Annotated in this window: 15 protein-coding genes; 7 read left to right on the top strand and 8 right to left on the bottom strand. The window is 51.1% G+C overall.

Annotated elements, in window-relative coordinates:
- Positions 1–11 precede the first annotated feature (11 nt).
- Positions 12–953, bottom strand: coding sequence for a VirK/YbjX family protein (locus tag EDF88_RS04315; RefSeq protein WP_134183125.1), 942 nt, complete (start codon positions 951–953; stop codon positions 12–14).
- Positions 954–1345: 392 nt separating this feature from the next.
- On the opposite strand from EDF88_RS04315, the gene btuC reads away from it, so the two are divergent.
- The 7 genes from btuC (at position 1346) to selO (ending at position 7714) form a co-directional block, all read left to right on the top strand.
- Complete coding sequence (gene btuC, locus EDF88_RS04310) at positions 1346–2326, top strand: vitamin B12 ABC transporter permease BtuC (RefSeq protein WP_064553914.1); 981 nt, start codon at positions 1346–1348, stop codon at positions 2324–2326.
- 32 nt (positions 2327–2358) lie between these two features.
- Positions 2359–2907, top strand: coding sequence for a glutathione peroxidase (locus EDF88_RS04305; RefSeq protein ID WP_134183123.1), 549 nt, complete (start codon positions 2359–2361; stop codon positions 2905–2907).
- A complete protein-coding gene (gene btuD, locus EDF88_RS04300) occupies positions 2907–3653 on the top strand; it encodes a vitamin B12 ABC transporter ATP-binding protein BtuD (RefSeq protein ID WP_134183121.1) in 747 nt (248 codons plus the stop codon). Before EDF88_RS04305 ends, btuD begins: the two co-directional genes overlap by 1 nt.
- Before the next feature lie 80 nt (positions 3654–3733).
- Positions 3734–4195 (top strand): NlpC/P60 family protein, encoded by a 462-nt coding sequence (locus tag EDF88_RS04295; protein WP_034455965.1) that lies wholly within the window; start codon positions 3734–3736, stop codon positions 4193–4195.
- Between the two features lie 136 nt (positions 4196–4331).
- Entirely contained in the window at positions 4332–5306 is a 975-nt protein-coding gene (locus tag EDF88_RS04290; protein ID WP_134183119.1) for a LacI family DNA-binding transcriptional regulator, read from the top strand.
- 167 nt (positions 5307–5473) lie between these two features.
- Positions 5474–6190, top strand: a complete 717-nt coding sequence (locus EDF88_RS04285) for an EAL domain-containing protein (RefSeq protein WP_134183117.1) — start codon at positions 5474–5476, stop codon at positions 6188–6190.
- 78 nt (positions 6191–6268) lie between these two features.
- Positions 6269–7714, top strand: coding sequence for a protein adenylyltransferase SelO (gene selO, locus EDF88_RS04280; RefSeq protein WP_134183115.1), 1446 nt, complete (start codon positions 6269–6271; stop codon positions 7712–7714).
- A gap of 12 nt (positions 7715–7726) precedes the next feature.
- Here the strand turns inward: selO and EDF88_RS04275 are convergent, their stop codons facing one another.
- The 7 genes from EDF88_RS04275 to aroH all read right to left on the bottom strand — a co-directional run bounded on the left by EDF88_RS04275 (position 7727) and on the right by aroH (position 15028).
- Positions 7727–8506: a heme ABC transporter ATP-binding protein gene (locus EDF88_RS04275; RefSeq protein ID WP_134183113.1), complete on the bottom strand. Its 780-nt coding sequence runs from the start codon at positions 8504–8506 to the stop codon at positions 7727–7729.
- A complete protein-coding gene (locus EDF88_RS04270; protein WP_279586326.1) occupies positions 8499–9485 on the bottom strand; it encodes an iron ABC transporter permease in 987 nt (328 codons plus the stop codon). The genes EDF88_RS04275 and EDF88_RS04270 overlap by 8 nt, the downstream gene beginning before the upstream one ends.
- An 11-nt stretch (positions 9486–9496) precedes the next feature.
- On the bottom strand, positions 9497–10312 hold the full coding sequence (locus tag EDF88_RS04265) for a hemin ABC transporter substrate-binding protein (protein WP_134183111.1): 816 nt from the start codon (positions 10310–10312) through the stop codon (positions 9497–9499).
- On the bottom strand, positions 10309–11340 hold the full coding sequence (locus tag EDF88_RS04260; protein WP_134183109.1) for a ChuX/HutX family heme-like substrate-binding protein: 1032 nt from the start codon (positions 11338–11340) through the stop codon (positions 10309–10311). The genes EDF88_RS04265 and EDF88_RS04260 overlap by 4 nt, the downstream gene beginning before the upstream one ends.
- Positions 11341–11349: 9 nt before the next feature.
- Positions 11350–13326 (bottom strand): TonB-dependent hemoglobin/transferrin/lactoferrin family receptor, encoded by a 1977-nt coding sequence (locus EDF88_RS04255; protein ID WP_064518309.1) that lies wholly within the window; start codon positions 13324–13326, stop codon positions 11350–11352.
- A 287-nt stretch (positions 13327–13613) separates the two neighbouring features.
- Positions 13614–13778, bottom strand: coding sequence for a hemin uptake protein HemP (hemP, locus tag EDF88_RS04250; protein ID WP_064518311.1), 165 nt, complete (start codon positions 13776–13778; stop codon positions 13614–13616).
- Between the two features lie 203 nt (positions 13779–13981).
- Positions 13982–15028: a 3-deoxy-7-phosphoheptulonate synthase AroH gene (gene aroH, locus EDF88_RS04245; protein WP_134183107.1), complete on the bottom strand. Its 1047-nt coding sequence runs from the start codon at positions 15026–15028 to the stop codon at positions 13982–13984.
- Positions 15029–15036: the final 8 nt, after the last annotated feature.

Genomic DNA, 15036 nt, shown 5'->3' with positions numbered 1-15036 from the left:
AAGAACTATCTCTATGCCAGATTCGCAATTTGCGTCGCCATATCATCCAGTAACTGGAAGCGGCGACGATATTCCGCCCGTTTCTTACTGGCGATGCTCTCAAGAGTTTTTCGTTCCAACTGCAAAGGAAGCTGCCAACGGCATGCGTGGTCTTTTACACCTTCAATGGATTGCCAGAAATCATCATAACTTGCGTGGAAATGGCGGCCTTTACTTAACCGGTAACGCAACGCCCGGAAGACATGACCATTATCGCTGACGCCATATAAGCTGGAAATTCCGCTCCGGGCTGCAAATTGCCAGATAAACTCCATCAGCAGACGTTTAGGGAACAGACCATAGCAGGCTCGTGTTGCCTGCTTTATTACCTCATGAGGTACTTCCCGTCTTGGCCCCTGTAGGCCACCAATCACAAGCTGCCATTGGTCTTTGGCGCGTAAAACGCTAAAAGTGAGGCTGGCGAGCACGTGTTGGTTGCCGTCCCGAAGCCACAGTGTACTTTCCCCTTCACGTTCGGCACTTCCTGCACAAGAAGACGAGAGCGAAAACTGACTGTCATCTTTTCCTGTAAGGGTCACCAGTTTTTTTTCTTGTCCCGCAATTAATGCGCCGGACAACTGCTTCGATGATAATGAGTCCACGAACTGATAATGCCCGATCACCGCATCAGCACGTTGGTTGGCGTTTAATCCCCGAACTAAATATTGACGATGTGGTTTACTTGGTAACGTTATTTGCGCCTTTAACATCTGCTCAAAATCAGGTCGCAGTGCAAGACTCTCAAGCATCCGGCGAGTGGGTGAGTAGAAGAGGGCAGTGCGCATCATAAATTTAAGTCGATAATTACGCTTATGCCATATTGCACCCGGGCGCAGTTTTCCTGTAATGAGATCAGAAATAAGGTTTCTGTCGGGAGTTCGCAGATATGTATTTTGCAGAGTGTTGTCAGACACGGTAATTACCTTTCCTTGAATTTTTATTTATTTTAATCCCTGCAGTCTGCAATGATCACGCCTTGCCTCCTTATAATCACACTTCGTTTATTCTCGATTTAATATTCTTAATGCCTATGATAAACAATGGTTATTTATTAAATAATTACAAAGCTAATTATGACGTGGTGGGGTTTTATGATCACTGTGGTTGGTTATATATGGTAGTGAAGCCATCCGTGCTATTTCCTCCGTAAATTATTATCTATTTACCTTTCATATATTATTACGAGCGTAGAATAGAAGAAATCTCACGCGCAGACCCGCGCGCTTCCTTTAGCGCTTGTCGAATGTAGGAAACTCCCCGTAAAATCAGTTGCATGAATTCTCTCTCATCGGATCTTTCCAAGCAGATGCTCACTTTTGTCGCTCAACAACGCCGCCACGAACGCCGTTGGCTACTTGCATTGTTTGCCACAATGTTGGGGATGGTGGTGCTGAGTTTAAGCGCCGGGGACCAGTGGTTTGCTCCTCAACACTGGATGCGTGAGGATGCACAGTTGTTCATCTGGCAGATCCGTATGCCCCGTACCTTAGCAGTGCTCTTGGTTGGCGCGGCATTGGCGATTTCTGGCACCATTATGCAGGCCCTTTTCGAAAACCCACTGGCCGAACCTGGCCTGCTTGGTGTCTCCAATGGTGCAGGTGTTGCGCTGGTAGCAGCGGTATTACTTGGACAAGGGATGTTGCCAGATTGGATTCTGGGTATTTGCGCGATCGCCGGTGCGCTGATTATCACTTTTATCCTGCTGCGTTTCTCGCGGCGCCATCTTTCTAATAGCCGATTGCTGCTTGCAGGTGTGGCCCTGGGGATTATCTGTAGCGCGCTGATGACCTGGGCTATCTATTTCAGTTCAAGCCTCGACTTACGCCAGTTAATGTATTGGATGATGGGTGGTTTTGGAGGTGTAGACTGGCGGCAATGGTGGCTGATGATAACTCTGCTTCCGGTGATGCTGTGGTTATGTCGGAACTATGCACCATTAAACTTAATGGCATTGGGTGAAATGTCAGCTCGTCAGCTAGGTCTGCCTGTCTGGTTGTGGCGCAATATTATGGTTATTGCAACAGGCTGGTTGGTCGGTGTGAGCGTGGCACTTGCCGGCGCTATTGGTTTTATCGGCCTGGTCATCCCGCATATGCTGCGTCTGAAGGGGTTAACGGATCATCGTATTTTATTGCCTGCCAGTGCGCTGGCAGGTGCAACAGTGTTGCTCGGCGCTGATGTCATTGCACGTCTGGCGTTGGTTTCAGCCGAATTGCCGATAGGTGTTGTGACAGCAACGCTGGGCGCTCCGCTATTTATATGGCTACTATTAAAAGCTGGGAAATAATCCATCGTTTGATTTCAATTTAAGGGAACACAATGCAAGACATTCTGAATACTGAAGTCACCACCATTGACGGTGAAGCGACAACGCTTGAAAACTGGAAAGGTAAAGTACTGCTGGTGGTAAATGTAGCCTCTAAATGCGGTCTGACGGTGCAATACGAACAGTTAGAGAATCTGCAAAAAGAGCTGCAGCACGAAGGTTTCTCGGTTCTCGGTTTCCCATGCAATCAGTTCCTGGGTCAAGAGCCGGGTAGCGAAGAAGAGATCAAAACCTTTTGCAGCACCACTTATGGTGTAACGTTCCCGATGTTTAGCAAAGTGGATGTCAACGGAGAGAATCGCCACCCGTTGTACCAAAAATTAGTGGCTGCTGCGCCAAATGCAATTGCGCCTGATGGGAGTGGTTTTTTTGAACGCATGAGCAGCAAAGGTCGTGCGCCCGCTCATGTTAGCGATATTCTGTGGAATTTCGAAAAATTCCTTATCGGGCGCGATGGCCAGGTTATTCAACGTTTTTCACCTGATATGACGCCTGATGATCCAGCGGTTATTGATGCTATTAAGTCGGCGCTAGCGAGATAATGTCGTTGTTACAGCTTAACGATGTGGTTGTGGCGGAGCGGCTTGGGCCGATTTCCGCCACTGTACACACGGGCGAACTGGTGCATCTCGTCGGGCCAAATGGTGCGGGGAAAAGCACATTGTTAATGAGAGCTGCGGGGTTGAGTTTGGGGGGCGGAGAAATAACCTTTGCCGGCAGCAACCTGAATGAATGGCAACCCACGCAATTGGCTCGCCATCGTGCTTATCTCTCTCAGCAACAAATGCCACCATTTTCCATGCCTGTCTGGCACTACCTGCAAATGCATCAGCAAGTCAGTCCTGATGATAGCGTGATGCTCAAGCTCGTTGGCAGTCTGGGTCTGACAGATAAACTCACTCGCAGTGTTAACCAGCTTTCTGGTGGCGAATGGCAGCGTGTTCGCCTGGCAGCAGTTGTGTTGCAAATTCACCCTGAAATTAACCCGCATGGGCGCTTGCTGCTGTTGGATGAGCCAATGAACAGTCTGGATATTGCTCAGCAAACTGCGCTGGACAGAATTCTGATGGCGTTATGCGAAGCGGGCATTGCGGTAGTGATGAGCAGCCATGATTTGAACCACAGTTTACGTCATGCACATACTGTCTGGTTATTGCGTGCGGGTAAAATGATTGCTCAAGGTAAGCGGGATGATGTGCTGTCTGTGCAACATTTAGCGATAGCCTATAACATGCACTTTCGCAGAATGCAGGTTGAAGGGCATAGCATGCTGATAGCCACACTTTAGTTGCTGGTAAAAACTTGCACCAAATCATTGGTAAGCGCTAAATTACTGGAAATTATAAACGGGTGAGGATTAGCCTGAAAATGCGTGTATGGATTCTTGTAGTGGCATGTCTGGTGCTCGCTGGGTGTAGTCATCATGCGCCACCTCCAAATTCTCGTCTCTCAGACTCGATAACGGTAATTGCCAGGCTTAATGATCAACTCAGTGGCTGGCATGGCACTCCGTATCGTTATGGTGGCATGAGTCGTCGTGGCGTCGATTGCTCCGGTTTTGTGTCAATTACTTTCCGCGACCGGTTTGATCTTCAACTGCCACGTGAAACGCGCCAGCAGGCCAAAATTGGCACTGAAATTGATAAAGATGATTTACTCCCGGGCGATCTGGTGTTCTTTAAAACGGGGTCCGGTGAAAGTGGCCTGCATGTTGGTATTTACGATACGGACAACCAATTCATTCATGCCTCGACCAGCCGCGGCGTGATGCGTTCGTCGCTCGATAATGTCTACTGGAGCAAGAAATTCTGGCAGGCCCGCCGTATCTAGCACAGTTTTTTCTCGGGCCGGGCCGGGCTATTGGCCCTAAACGTGACTCCCTTCAGCAATTCCGTGGCTAACCCAGGTGCGTTTCACAATATCAGGTAATATCTGGCAGCATTTCGCTCCCACTAAAGGATAGTTCATGGTTACTCTCGAAGATGTTGCCGCCAGCGCAGGTGTATCCCGGGCGACCGTCTCGCGCGTGGTGAATGGCGATAGTAAAGTTAATGCGCAGACACGAATCAAAGTTGAAGCGGCGATCACTGAATTAGGCTACACGCCGAATCCTGCGGCCCGAGCTTTAGCGTCCAGTCAAAGCAATACCTTAGGGCTTGTCACGACCTCTTATCGTGGCGGTTTCTTCGGGGCACTAATGGATACCATTCAGAGTGAAACTGAATTACAGGGCAAACAGCTATTAGTGACTCAAGGGCGGGATACTGCTGAGAAAGAGCTCAATGCTATTCAGCGACTGTTTAATTTACGTTGCGACGGTCTGATATTACATGTCCGCGCTATCACCGATGCCACTCTTGTGCATTTGGCTGAACAAGACCGTAAATTCATTATTCTGGACCGGGATGTACCAGGGCTTGAACCACGCTGTGTGGTGTTTGACCATCGTGCGGCGAGTGCTCTTGCCACTGAGGTTCTTATTGATGCCGGCCATACTGCAATTGCTTGTTTGCATGGGCCGAGTGGGCGATCTTCAAGCTTATTGCGTCTTCAGGGCTTTATTGATGCCATGAATCAGGCGCAGCTTGTGCCCATTGCGGTGCTGGGTGGGGAGTACGACATGCCGGGTGGCTATCAGCTTGCATCTCAGTTACTTGAAAGTGCCCAACCGACGGCTATTTATTGTTGTAATGAGGAATTGGCAGTAGGTGCGATGCTGGCAATCACTGAGCGTGGGCTGCGAATTCCCCAGGATATCTCACTGGTTTGCTACGACAGTGGAGAAAGAGCCGCGTTTGTTCGACCTGCAATTACCAGTGTTCATTTTCCGATAAGTGAAATGGCGCGTTTTGCGATCCGTAAATTATTGGAAAATGATTATGAGAATGAATCTTTTTCTCCCGCGATAATCCACCGTGATTCTGTCCGTCATATTCGCTAAAACTGGCGATAGGAGGATAACCAGGATAATATAATTATATTCGAAAAGAATCTGATACACATATCAAGGATGACCTTGCGTCTAAATACAATCAAATCAATCCAGTTAACGCTGGATGTTCATCGTGTCACGATGCCATCCACCTCATTTGAAACACGGCTGGCAACATGATCCTCTCACTCGATGCACAATATCGTTCGGATTTTTATTTCCAGCCTGTTTACTTGCCGAAGGGCGAAGTTTTAGGTGTTGAATTATTGGTTAATTTTGTTGGGGTCGATGCGCCGGTGCGTATTCCAACAGAATTAGTTACGCCAGTTATTAAACCAGAACAGCAATTAATATTGTTTCATGAGCAAATAGAATTACTCGAAAACTATCAAGAATTCTTTAAGGCTCAGAGCATGGTTGTCTGGGTAAATATAAGTGCGGTAATTGTTGATGAGGTTTTAGCCAATCCGGCGCTGGCTTCCCGCCTGGCGCGGCTTCCGTTCATTGAGTTTTCTATCAATGAAAGCTTCCCCGATTTAAATCGTGGCAATGAAAATACGCGTTTGGTAACAATGTGTAAGCATTATTCATTAGTGTTAGCTAATTTTGGTGCGGGAGTAGCGACGACTAAACCGATTTTTGATGGGCTATTTAAACGTGTATTTATGGATAAATTATTTATTCATAAACAAATTAAACAACGTTCTTTTGAACCCTTTATGCTAGCAATGCTTGCCCAACTGACTCCTTTTTGCCAGACATTAGTTATAACGGGAGTTGATGACGATGCAGCGCGCAAGAAAATCCTCTCATTAACTACCCTCGCCATGCAGGGTAATTGCTGGCCGGCCATTGCACCTAAGGCATTAACCGACTGGTTTCATTCTAATTAACCCGCTCGAGTAAATACCCCTGCCAACGTGCTGTGTTTAAAACCTCGTACAAGCACTACACTATCGGCAGGAGGTAACATGACCAATAAACCTGTATTTAACAATAGCTGGCGCGATGAGTTGCCCGGCTTTTATACGGCTCTGAAGCCAACGCCGCTACATCATTCCCGGCTTTTTTATTATAACCGTCCATTGGCTGATGACCTCGGGCTTGATGCCTCATTGTTTGACGAATCTCATGCGGGTATCTGGAGTGGCGAAATGCTGCTTCCGGGTATGCAGCCTTTAGCTCAGGTTTATAGCGGGCATCAGTTTGGTGTCTGGGCGGGGCAACTTGGCGACGGGCGCGGTATTTTGCTCGGTGAACAACAGTTGGATGATGGGCGAAAATTTGACTGGCACTTGAAAGGTGCAGGCTTAACGCCTTATTCGCGTATGGGCGATGGCCGCGCCGTGTTGCGCTCAACGGTACGTGAATTTCTCGCCAGTGAAGCGATGCATGGGTTAGGGATCCCAACCACGCGTGCGCTCAGTATCGTCACCAGCGACACTCCGGTACGCCGCGAAAGCACTGAGCAAGGTGCTATGCTGATTCGTGTGGCGCAAAGCCATGCCCGATTTGGCCACTTCGAGCATTTCTACTATCGCCGTGAACCCGAAAAGGTACAGCAATTGGCAGATTATGTGATTGCCCATCACTGGCCGCATCTGGTTGATGAAAAAGATAAATATCAGCTTTGGTTCCGCGATGTTGTCGAGCGTACCGCGCAGATGATTGCTAACTGGCAAACTGTCGGTTTCGCCCATGGCGTGATGAATACTGACAATATGTCGATTCTCGGGCTGACGATGGATTACGGCCCGTACGGTTTCCTTGATGACTATCAGCCTGATTTTATCTGCAACCATTCCGATCATCAGGGGCGTTATGCTTTTGATAATCAACCTGCAGTAGGTCTGTGGAACCTACAACGCCTGGCGCAGACGCTGTCACCGTTCATCTCGGTCGAATGGCTAAATGAATTGCTCGACCACTATCAGTTCGCACTGATGAAAGCATTCGGGGAATTAATGCGCGGCAAACTGGGCCTGTTAACCGAACAAACGGCAGACAATGAAATTCTCACGGAACTGTTTGGCCTGATGGCAAAAGAGGGTAGCGATTACACGCGCACTTTCAGAATGCTAAGCCTGACTGAGCAAAATTCAGCAAGCTCACCGCTACGGGATGAATTTATCGACAGAGCCGCTTTTGATAGCTGGTTTACCCGCTATCGTACTCGTCTGCAAATCGAGCAGGTCAGTGACGAGCAGCGGCAGCTGGCAATGAAAGCTGCCAATCCTTCAATTGTTCTGCGTAACTGGTTGGCTCAGCGTGCTATCGATGCCGCCGATAAAGGTGATGTAAGTGTTCTGGCTGAACTACATGAAGCACTGCGCCAGCCATTTGCTGAACAGTCGGACGATTTGACACAACGTCCGCCGGACTGGGGCAAACGGTTAGAAGTGAGCTGCTCAAGCTAAAAATGGTGGATGTCACTGCTGTAACCAAACCTGAGGCACCGGGTATTCTGGATGATTGAATACCCGTAAATCCGCCTTATACCAACGCTGTAGCGTGGACTCTTCCAGCACCTGTTGCGGCGTACCATTTGCCACCAGCTTCCCTTCATGTAGCAATATAATCCGGTCAGCCCACAGTGCGGCCAAATTCAAATCATGCAGCACCACGCAAACCGACAATGTTCCCATCAGCGATAAACGGCGCAGTAAACGCAAGATATGTTGCTGATGATAAAGATCGAGCGCGGAGGTCGGCTCATCTAAAAACAGCCAGCCGTGGGGTTGCCCATCCAGCCATAGTTGCGCCAGTGCACGAGCCAGTTGCACGCGCTGTTGTTCACCGCCAGAAAGCTGGCAGAAATCGCGCCCGGCAAGCGTATCGCACCCCGTTAGCGCCATCACTTCCTGGACGACAGATTTAGTCTCTTTCTCAGGCCATGGCGCACGCCCCATAGCAATCACATCTTCAACAGCCCAACTGAACGCCATACCGCTGCGCTGGCGCATGACTGCACGTCTACGCGACAGAGCATCTCCAGACCATGCCGTTAGTGGACGCCCAGCAAGGGTAATTTCGCCACCGTCTGGTGGCTGGAAACCAGTCAGTACCCTCAGCAGCGTAGATTTTCCGGCACCGTTAGGGCCGATTAGTGCCACGACTTCACCGGCAGCCAGCGTCAAATTAATGTCATCGAGTAATTTTCGCTCGCCTGGGCGAAACGTAACGTTTTTCGCCTGCAGTAAATCAGCCATCAGTTTCCCTCCCTGGGCGGAAAATCATTGCTAAAAACCATGGGCCGCCAAGCAGGCTGGTAAGCAGTCCAACGGGCATTTCAGCGGGTGCAACCAGCGTGCGGGCGAGGGTATCGGCAACCAACAGGAGCATTGCGCCAGCCAGCACTGAGCCGGGAATAAGCCAGCGATGATCGGCACCTAGCCACATCCGTACTAAGTGCGGAACGACTAAACCAACAAAGCCAATCACACCGCTTACGGCGACGGCTGCTGCGACTAACAACGCGCTTAAAATCAGCAGGTGCCGTTGGGTTCTTTTGACATCCACGCCAAGATAATGTGCTTCTTCATCTCCAAGCTGTAACAGGTTAAGGCGTCTGGACAGAAACGTGATAGCCAGCGAAGCCGGGAGAATAAACGAAGCGGTAGCAAGTAAGGTTGACCACTGGGCTTGCCCAAGACTGCCCATGCCCCAAAGCGATAACTGGCGCAATTGGGCATCGTTACTGATCCAGGAAAGTACGCCGACCGCCGCACCACATAATGCATTTATGGCGATCCCCACCAGCAACAGACGAGAAAGACTGTTGTTACCCTGGCGGCTTAAGAAGAAGATCACCAGCGTGACCGCGAGACTGCCAACAAATGCCGCAAGCATTGGGACATATAATGCCAGGACTGCCGGTAGTGCGATTGGTAGGACTACTGAAAACCCGACTGCCAGTGCCGCACCGCTGCTGATCCCAAGTAAACCTGGGTCAGCAAGCGGGTTGCGAAACAGCCCCTGCATCACGCAGCCTGAAAGCGCCAGTGCACCGCCAACCAGCGTCGCCAGCAGCACGCGCGGCAAGCGAATATTGAGCCAGATATGGCGCAACGCTTCATCCTGGGCTTGCCACAACACGGCGATAGAAAGGCGCATAGCGCCTAAATTGGCAGCAACCAAAGACAGCGCCAGTAACGCCAGAATCATGGCGAGCAGAGCGCGTTGGGGCAGGGGACGGCGTATCAAGGCAATTGCTCCGCTTTTTTACGTAATGCAAGGATCGCATCGGGTGTTTGCAGGCCGAAACCAAGCAACGCCATATCGTCCACGACTAACAGCTGCCGGCTTTTCCCTGCGGGAGTTTGCACAATCCCCGGCAGTTTCCAGACGTTATCTTCACCTCCCAACGTTTTCACACCGTCTGCTGTCACCAGTATCAATTGCGGCTGGCTAGCAATAACGCCTTCCTGCGACATTGGCTGATAACGTTTGAAACCTTGCATCGCATTTTGCAAACCTGCGGCGTGAATGGCGGCATCTGCCGCCGTTTCTTGCCCGGCAGCCATGGCAGTCATGCCACCGTGACTCATGATAAACAGCACTTTCACCGGCAATGGTTTTTCCGGAATCAACGCCAGTTTGCTATGCACTTGCTTGCGCAAAGCATCGCCCTGAGCTGTTTTCCCCATCGCTTGCGCGACTGCGTCAATCTTCTCATCGATAGCATCCAGCGAATTACCCGCCGGAATAGTGACGACTTTGACGTGGCTGCTGGCGACTTGCTCAAGTGCGAGCGAAGGTTTGGCCTGTGCACTCGCGAGTACCAGCGTCGGGCGCATAGCCAGAATCCCTTCGGCATTAAGCTGGCGCATATATCCGACATCCGGCAGCTTTGTTGCAGCCTGCGGGTGCAGACTGGTGCTGTCCCGGGCGACCAGCTGGTCACCCGAACCTAGTGCAAAGGCAATTTCCGTAACATCGCCACCAATTGCCACCACTCGTTCATTGGCGCTCGCAATCACTGGCATTGCAAGCAGGGCAATTAACCAGCGTTTCATGCGGCCAGCCCTTTGCTTACCAATGCTTCCAACTGTGAGCGCCACTGCTGCTGCTCAGGCTCGCCTTCTGTACGTTGACCGTAAAGCTGCGCGATTTGCGTGCCGTCAGCCGCAAACAGTTCCAGGCTTGTCACGAAGCCATCGCCGCTTGGTTTACGCGTCACCCAGCTTTCAGCGATGGTGTCGCCCATCAAGTGCAGGGTGAATTGCGGGTTGAAGATGTTGATCCAGTTATCCATTGGCACAACTTTTTCCACCTTGCCGGTGAAAATCTGCACCGTGCCCTGGTTGCCGACGAAGATCATAATTTCATTTTGATCTTGTTTCGCCTGAGCGAGCAGTTGTGCCAGTGCGCTGTTATCAACCTGGCAGGCCAGGTCTTCAGCTACCAGACGGAACGCTTGTTGGCGAGTCAACTGGTGGCGTTTGAGTAGACCAAAGAACTGATGCACGTCGCGCAGGCTGCGCCATTCAGCATCAACCTGTTGGCCATCTACCGCTGGCGTCATCACGGTTTCTTCAGCGGCTTTCAGTTCAAGCGCCGGGTTATCGGCATAGATAAACTTCGCCAGCATATCGCCCCAGGCGGCGAAATCGGTGTTGTCGGTGGTGTACACCTTCAACAGCGCATCGCCCTGATGGTCAAAAAACTGAATGCTCTGGCGCTCGCCGCGAGCAGTTTCCTCACGAATATGGAATGCGAAAGCCCATTGATTGAGGAACAGACGCAAATCCAGCGCACGCGGGTTAAGAACCAGCCCTGCATGGCCATGAAGTTGTTGGTTCTCAAAACGTCCAACTTGTTCATGCACTGCATATTCGTTACGGCAAATGGACTTGATTTCGCCCACGTTTTCAAGGGCGGCGAGAATGTCGCGAACTTCACCTTTTAAGCGCCATGCATCATGCCCTACGCGAGCATGAGTCAGTTCGGCCTCGCTGATGTTCATCAGTTTTGCGATGTCGCGAGCATATTTTTTAGGGTGCTGTTGTTTGAGCTGCAACCAGTTTTCATAACGCTGAGTCATATTGCTTCCTTACCATTGATAACTAACGAAGATTTTGCCGTTACGGCCATCTTGTGGGAGCCCCTGTGGCGACCAGTATTCCTTATCAAAGGCGTTACCCAGTACCAGGGAAGTAGTTAGCCCGCGCAACTGCTGCTGGCCTGTATAGCTGACATAGAAATCGTTCACGCCGTAACCCGGCTGCGCGCTGTAGCTGCTGCTGATATGCGTTGAGCGTTCAGCAAAAGTGCCAACCCAACCTACGGAGAAGCCACTTTGTGCAACAGGAACATCGAGGATGCTGGTGACAGTGTCCGGGTTCAGGCTTGAAATCCAGTCGCCGGTGCCGGTGTCTTTACCACGGGTGCGGTTATAAGCCAGATCAAGGCTGAACCACGCGCTGGTGTACTTCGCCGTCATATCCCAACCCCAGATTTTGGCATCAGGAACGTTATAGGACATGGTGGTCGCTTTGGCGAAATCGACAGTGGTAGAAATGTAGTCTTTTGCTTTGGTATCGAAGTAGCTGGCTTTAAATTCGAGGCCATCATCCGCCAGCATCAAATCGTCGAAGCGCAGACCAAAACCGCCTTCCAGCGTTTCGTTAGTTTCCGGGCGCAGATTCGGGTTCGGAACCCAGTAGTTGGTGTAACGCGTACCGATAGAGAAGTGTTTCGCGTCGTTATACATTTCGCCCATGGTCGGGGCGCGGAACGCCTGCGCATAAGAACCAAACAGCATCAACCATTCGGTTGGTGTGATGGAAAGTGCGCCACGCGATGACCACTTATCGGCATTCACATCGTCATAGCCGTCGCTGCTGCCGCTGTAATTGTCATAACGCGTACCGGCTAACAGGGAAACAGGCAGGTCGCGCAGGGTGATTTCATCTTGCAACCAGCCGGAGCCGAAGTCGATGTTGGCCTGTGGGAAGCCCGTAGTGTTGCCGCCAGGTTTTTGATCCTGACGATAATACTCACCGCCGTAAGTCAGCAGGTGGGCTGCGAAACTGTCGGTAAATGCACGGCTGCGGTTTTCGACTTTTCCACCAGTGGTGGTTTGCTTGCGGAACTCAGCACCATCAGTTTGGCCCTGCGCGTTGATGCGCGCTTCAGACCAGTAGGCGGTGGCATCGGCATTTAGCCAATCGCTTTGGTCCGGCCCAATGTGGTATTTCAGCTGTGCGTCGCGCTGAATGGTCGAGCGGTCAACCATCGGGTTACTCGGGTCTGCATTCGTGGTTTGCGGGTTTTTAGGCTCCTGCGCGGCGTTATTGTAGTAACGCAAAGAGCCTGCAAGTGACTGCGCCGGGTCGATATACCAGGTGCCTTTAGTCAGGAAGTTACCGATGTTTTCGTCGTTTGGCGCAGTTTCGCCGTCGCTCTGACGAATGTCGCCACGGTCGCGACTCGACCACGCAACCAGTCCATCAAGGTCATCCGTGCGACCAAAGGCGCTGGCACCCATTCCGACACTGTGATCGCCCGTCGCACCGCTACCAAACACGCGGAAACCACTGTTCTGGCCTTCATACAGCAAATCGCTGGCATCGGCTGTTTCATAAGAAATCACGCCGCCGAGTGCACCGCTGCCGTACAGCAGAGCTGCCGGGCCGCGCACCACTTCGATACGCTTGATTAATGCCGGGTCAAGAAACGTGCTGTTTAGATGCCCGGTGTCCGTGCCCTGGCGTACGCCATCAACCAGCATCAACACGCCACGGCGATCGTAACCGCGCATGCTGACGTCCTGACCATTGGTGCGGCCAGTGCCGGAAAGGGTGATCCCAGGCACCCGGCGTAACATATCAGCGGCAGATGATGAGGTTTGGCTTTCAGGGGTAGTGGCGTCAATGACGGTGACCATCATTGGCGCTTCAAATGTGCTGCGTTGGTTGCCGGTGGCCACCACGGTCATTTGATCGTCTTTCGCGAAAGCGGGCAGGGCAGAAAAAACCGCAACAGTCAGTAATGACAGACGGAAGCCGACTGTGTGTAAAGCAGGCATGCGCAAATCTCCATAAGAAAATTTAAAAGCGCTGGCTGCCTGGGAAAAACCTGGGTGGCTTGCGTTTCTCCTTCATATTTCAAGCCGCATCTTTGTTGGCTGCGTCACTCACCCGAATCACTTACTTATGTAAGCTCATCGGGATTCGTTCCCTTGCCGCCGCGATGCAACTCGAACTATTTCGGAGAAATAATTTGGGTTGTATTTCGGTTCTGTTCCCCCTAAATAATTCGAGTTGTAGGAAGGCGAGTCGCCAACGCATCAACAACTTGAAGTATGAAAGGGATTTACTTGGTCAGGATTAGCTTCCCGGCCTGAGTTTGTCGTAAATGATACTGCTGGCCTTCGTGGACAATAACCACGCGTCCGTCAGGGCCGAGCAAAAGTTTGCTGTCTATCTGACGTGGGCCAGCCGCAGATTGCGGATTCGTAGGGGTGAATGCTTTATCCATGTTTCACTCTGTTTACAAATGACAATCAATGTAACAATGATAATAATTATCAATAAACTATGTTTCATCATCAAGTGTTATTTGTAAGAAATTTGTGAATGGATCAATTTTGAGCGGAAGAGGGGAAAAGGTCGGATGTCGCTTACGCTAATCCGACCTCGGAAATGCGGTTATAGGGCAGATGATTGTCATCCACCGAAAATTTAGAAACGGCTATCCGTTGCGTCTGCCAGCATATCGAGCAGCGTTTCGGTGTCTTCCCAGTTCAGGCAAGGGTCGGTAATTGATTGGCCGTACACCAGTGGCTGTCCGGCAACAATTTTCTGTGTGCCTTCACGAATGAAACTTTCAGCCATCACACCCGCAATTGCCCGCGAACCATTACGAATCTGGTTACAGACATCTTCACAAACTTCGAGCTGGCGACGGTGCTGCTTCTGGCAGTTGCCATGACTGAAATCGATCACTAGTTGTTCTGGCAAATCAAACTCATGCAGGCTGTCGCAGGCAGCGGCGATGTCGGCTGCGTGATAGTTCGGCTGTTTGCCGCCGCGCATGATGATATGGCCGTACGGGTTGCCGCTGGTTTGGTAAATGGTCATCTGGCCGTGTTTGTCCGGCGAAAGGAACATATGGCTGGCGCGGGCGGCACGAATCGCGTCTACCGCAATACGCGTGTTTCCATCGGTGCCATTTTTGAAGCCGACCGGGCATGAAAGGGCGGAGGCCATTTCACGGTGGATCTGGCTTTCGGTAGTGCGTGCGCCAATGGCACCCCAGCTAATCAAATCGGCAATATACTGGCCGATCACCATATCGAGGAATTCTGTTGCGGTCGGAACACCCAGTTCATTGACCTGCAACAACAGGCGGCGTGCCTGTTCGATGCCGTGGTTGACGCGGTAGCTGCCGTTTAAATCTGGATCGGAAATCAGTCCCTTCCAGCCCACTACGGTGCGCGGCTTTTCGAAATAGGTACGCATCACGATTTCAAGACGATGCTGGTGTTTCTCACGCGCAGTCTGCAATCGACGGGCGTAATCCATTGCCGCATCCAGATCATGAATGGAGCAAGGACCAACAATCACCAGCAGGCGATTATCTTCACCATTAAGGATTTTTTCGATACGACGGCGTGAGGCTGTTACGTTTTGCGCAACTTCCTGGGAAACAGCCAGACGCTGTGCCAGCTCCGCAGGTGTGACCAGACTATCGATGCGCGCGGTGCGCAATTCATCTGTTTTATTCATTGGGTGTC

The sequence above is a fragment of the Buttiauxella sp. BIGb0552 genome, from assembly GCF_004366275.1.
GTDB classification, from domain to species: Bacteria; Pseudomonadota; Gammaproteobacteria; order Enterobacterales; family Enterobacteriaceae; genus Buttiauxella; species Buttiauxella gaviniae.
This window is presented reverse-complemented; position numbering and strand designations above follow the sequence as displayed.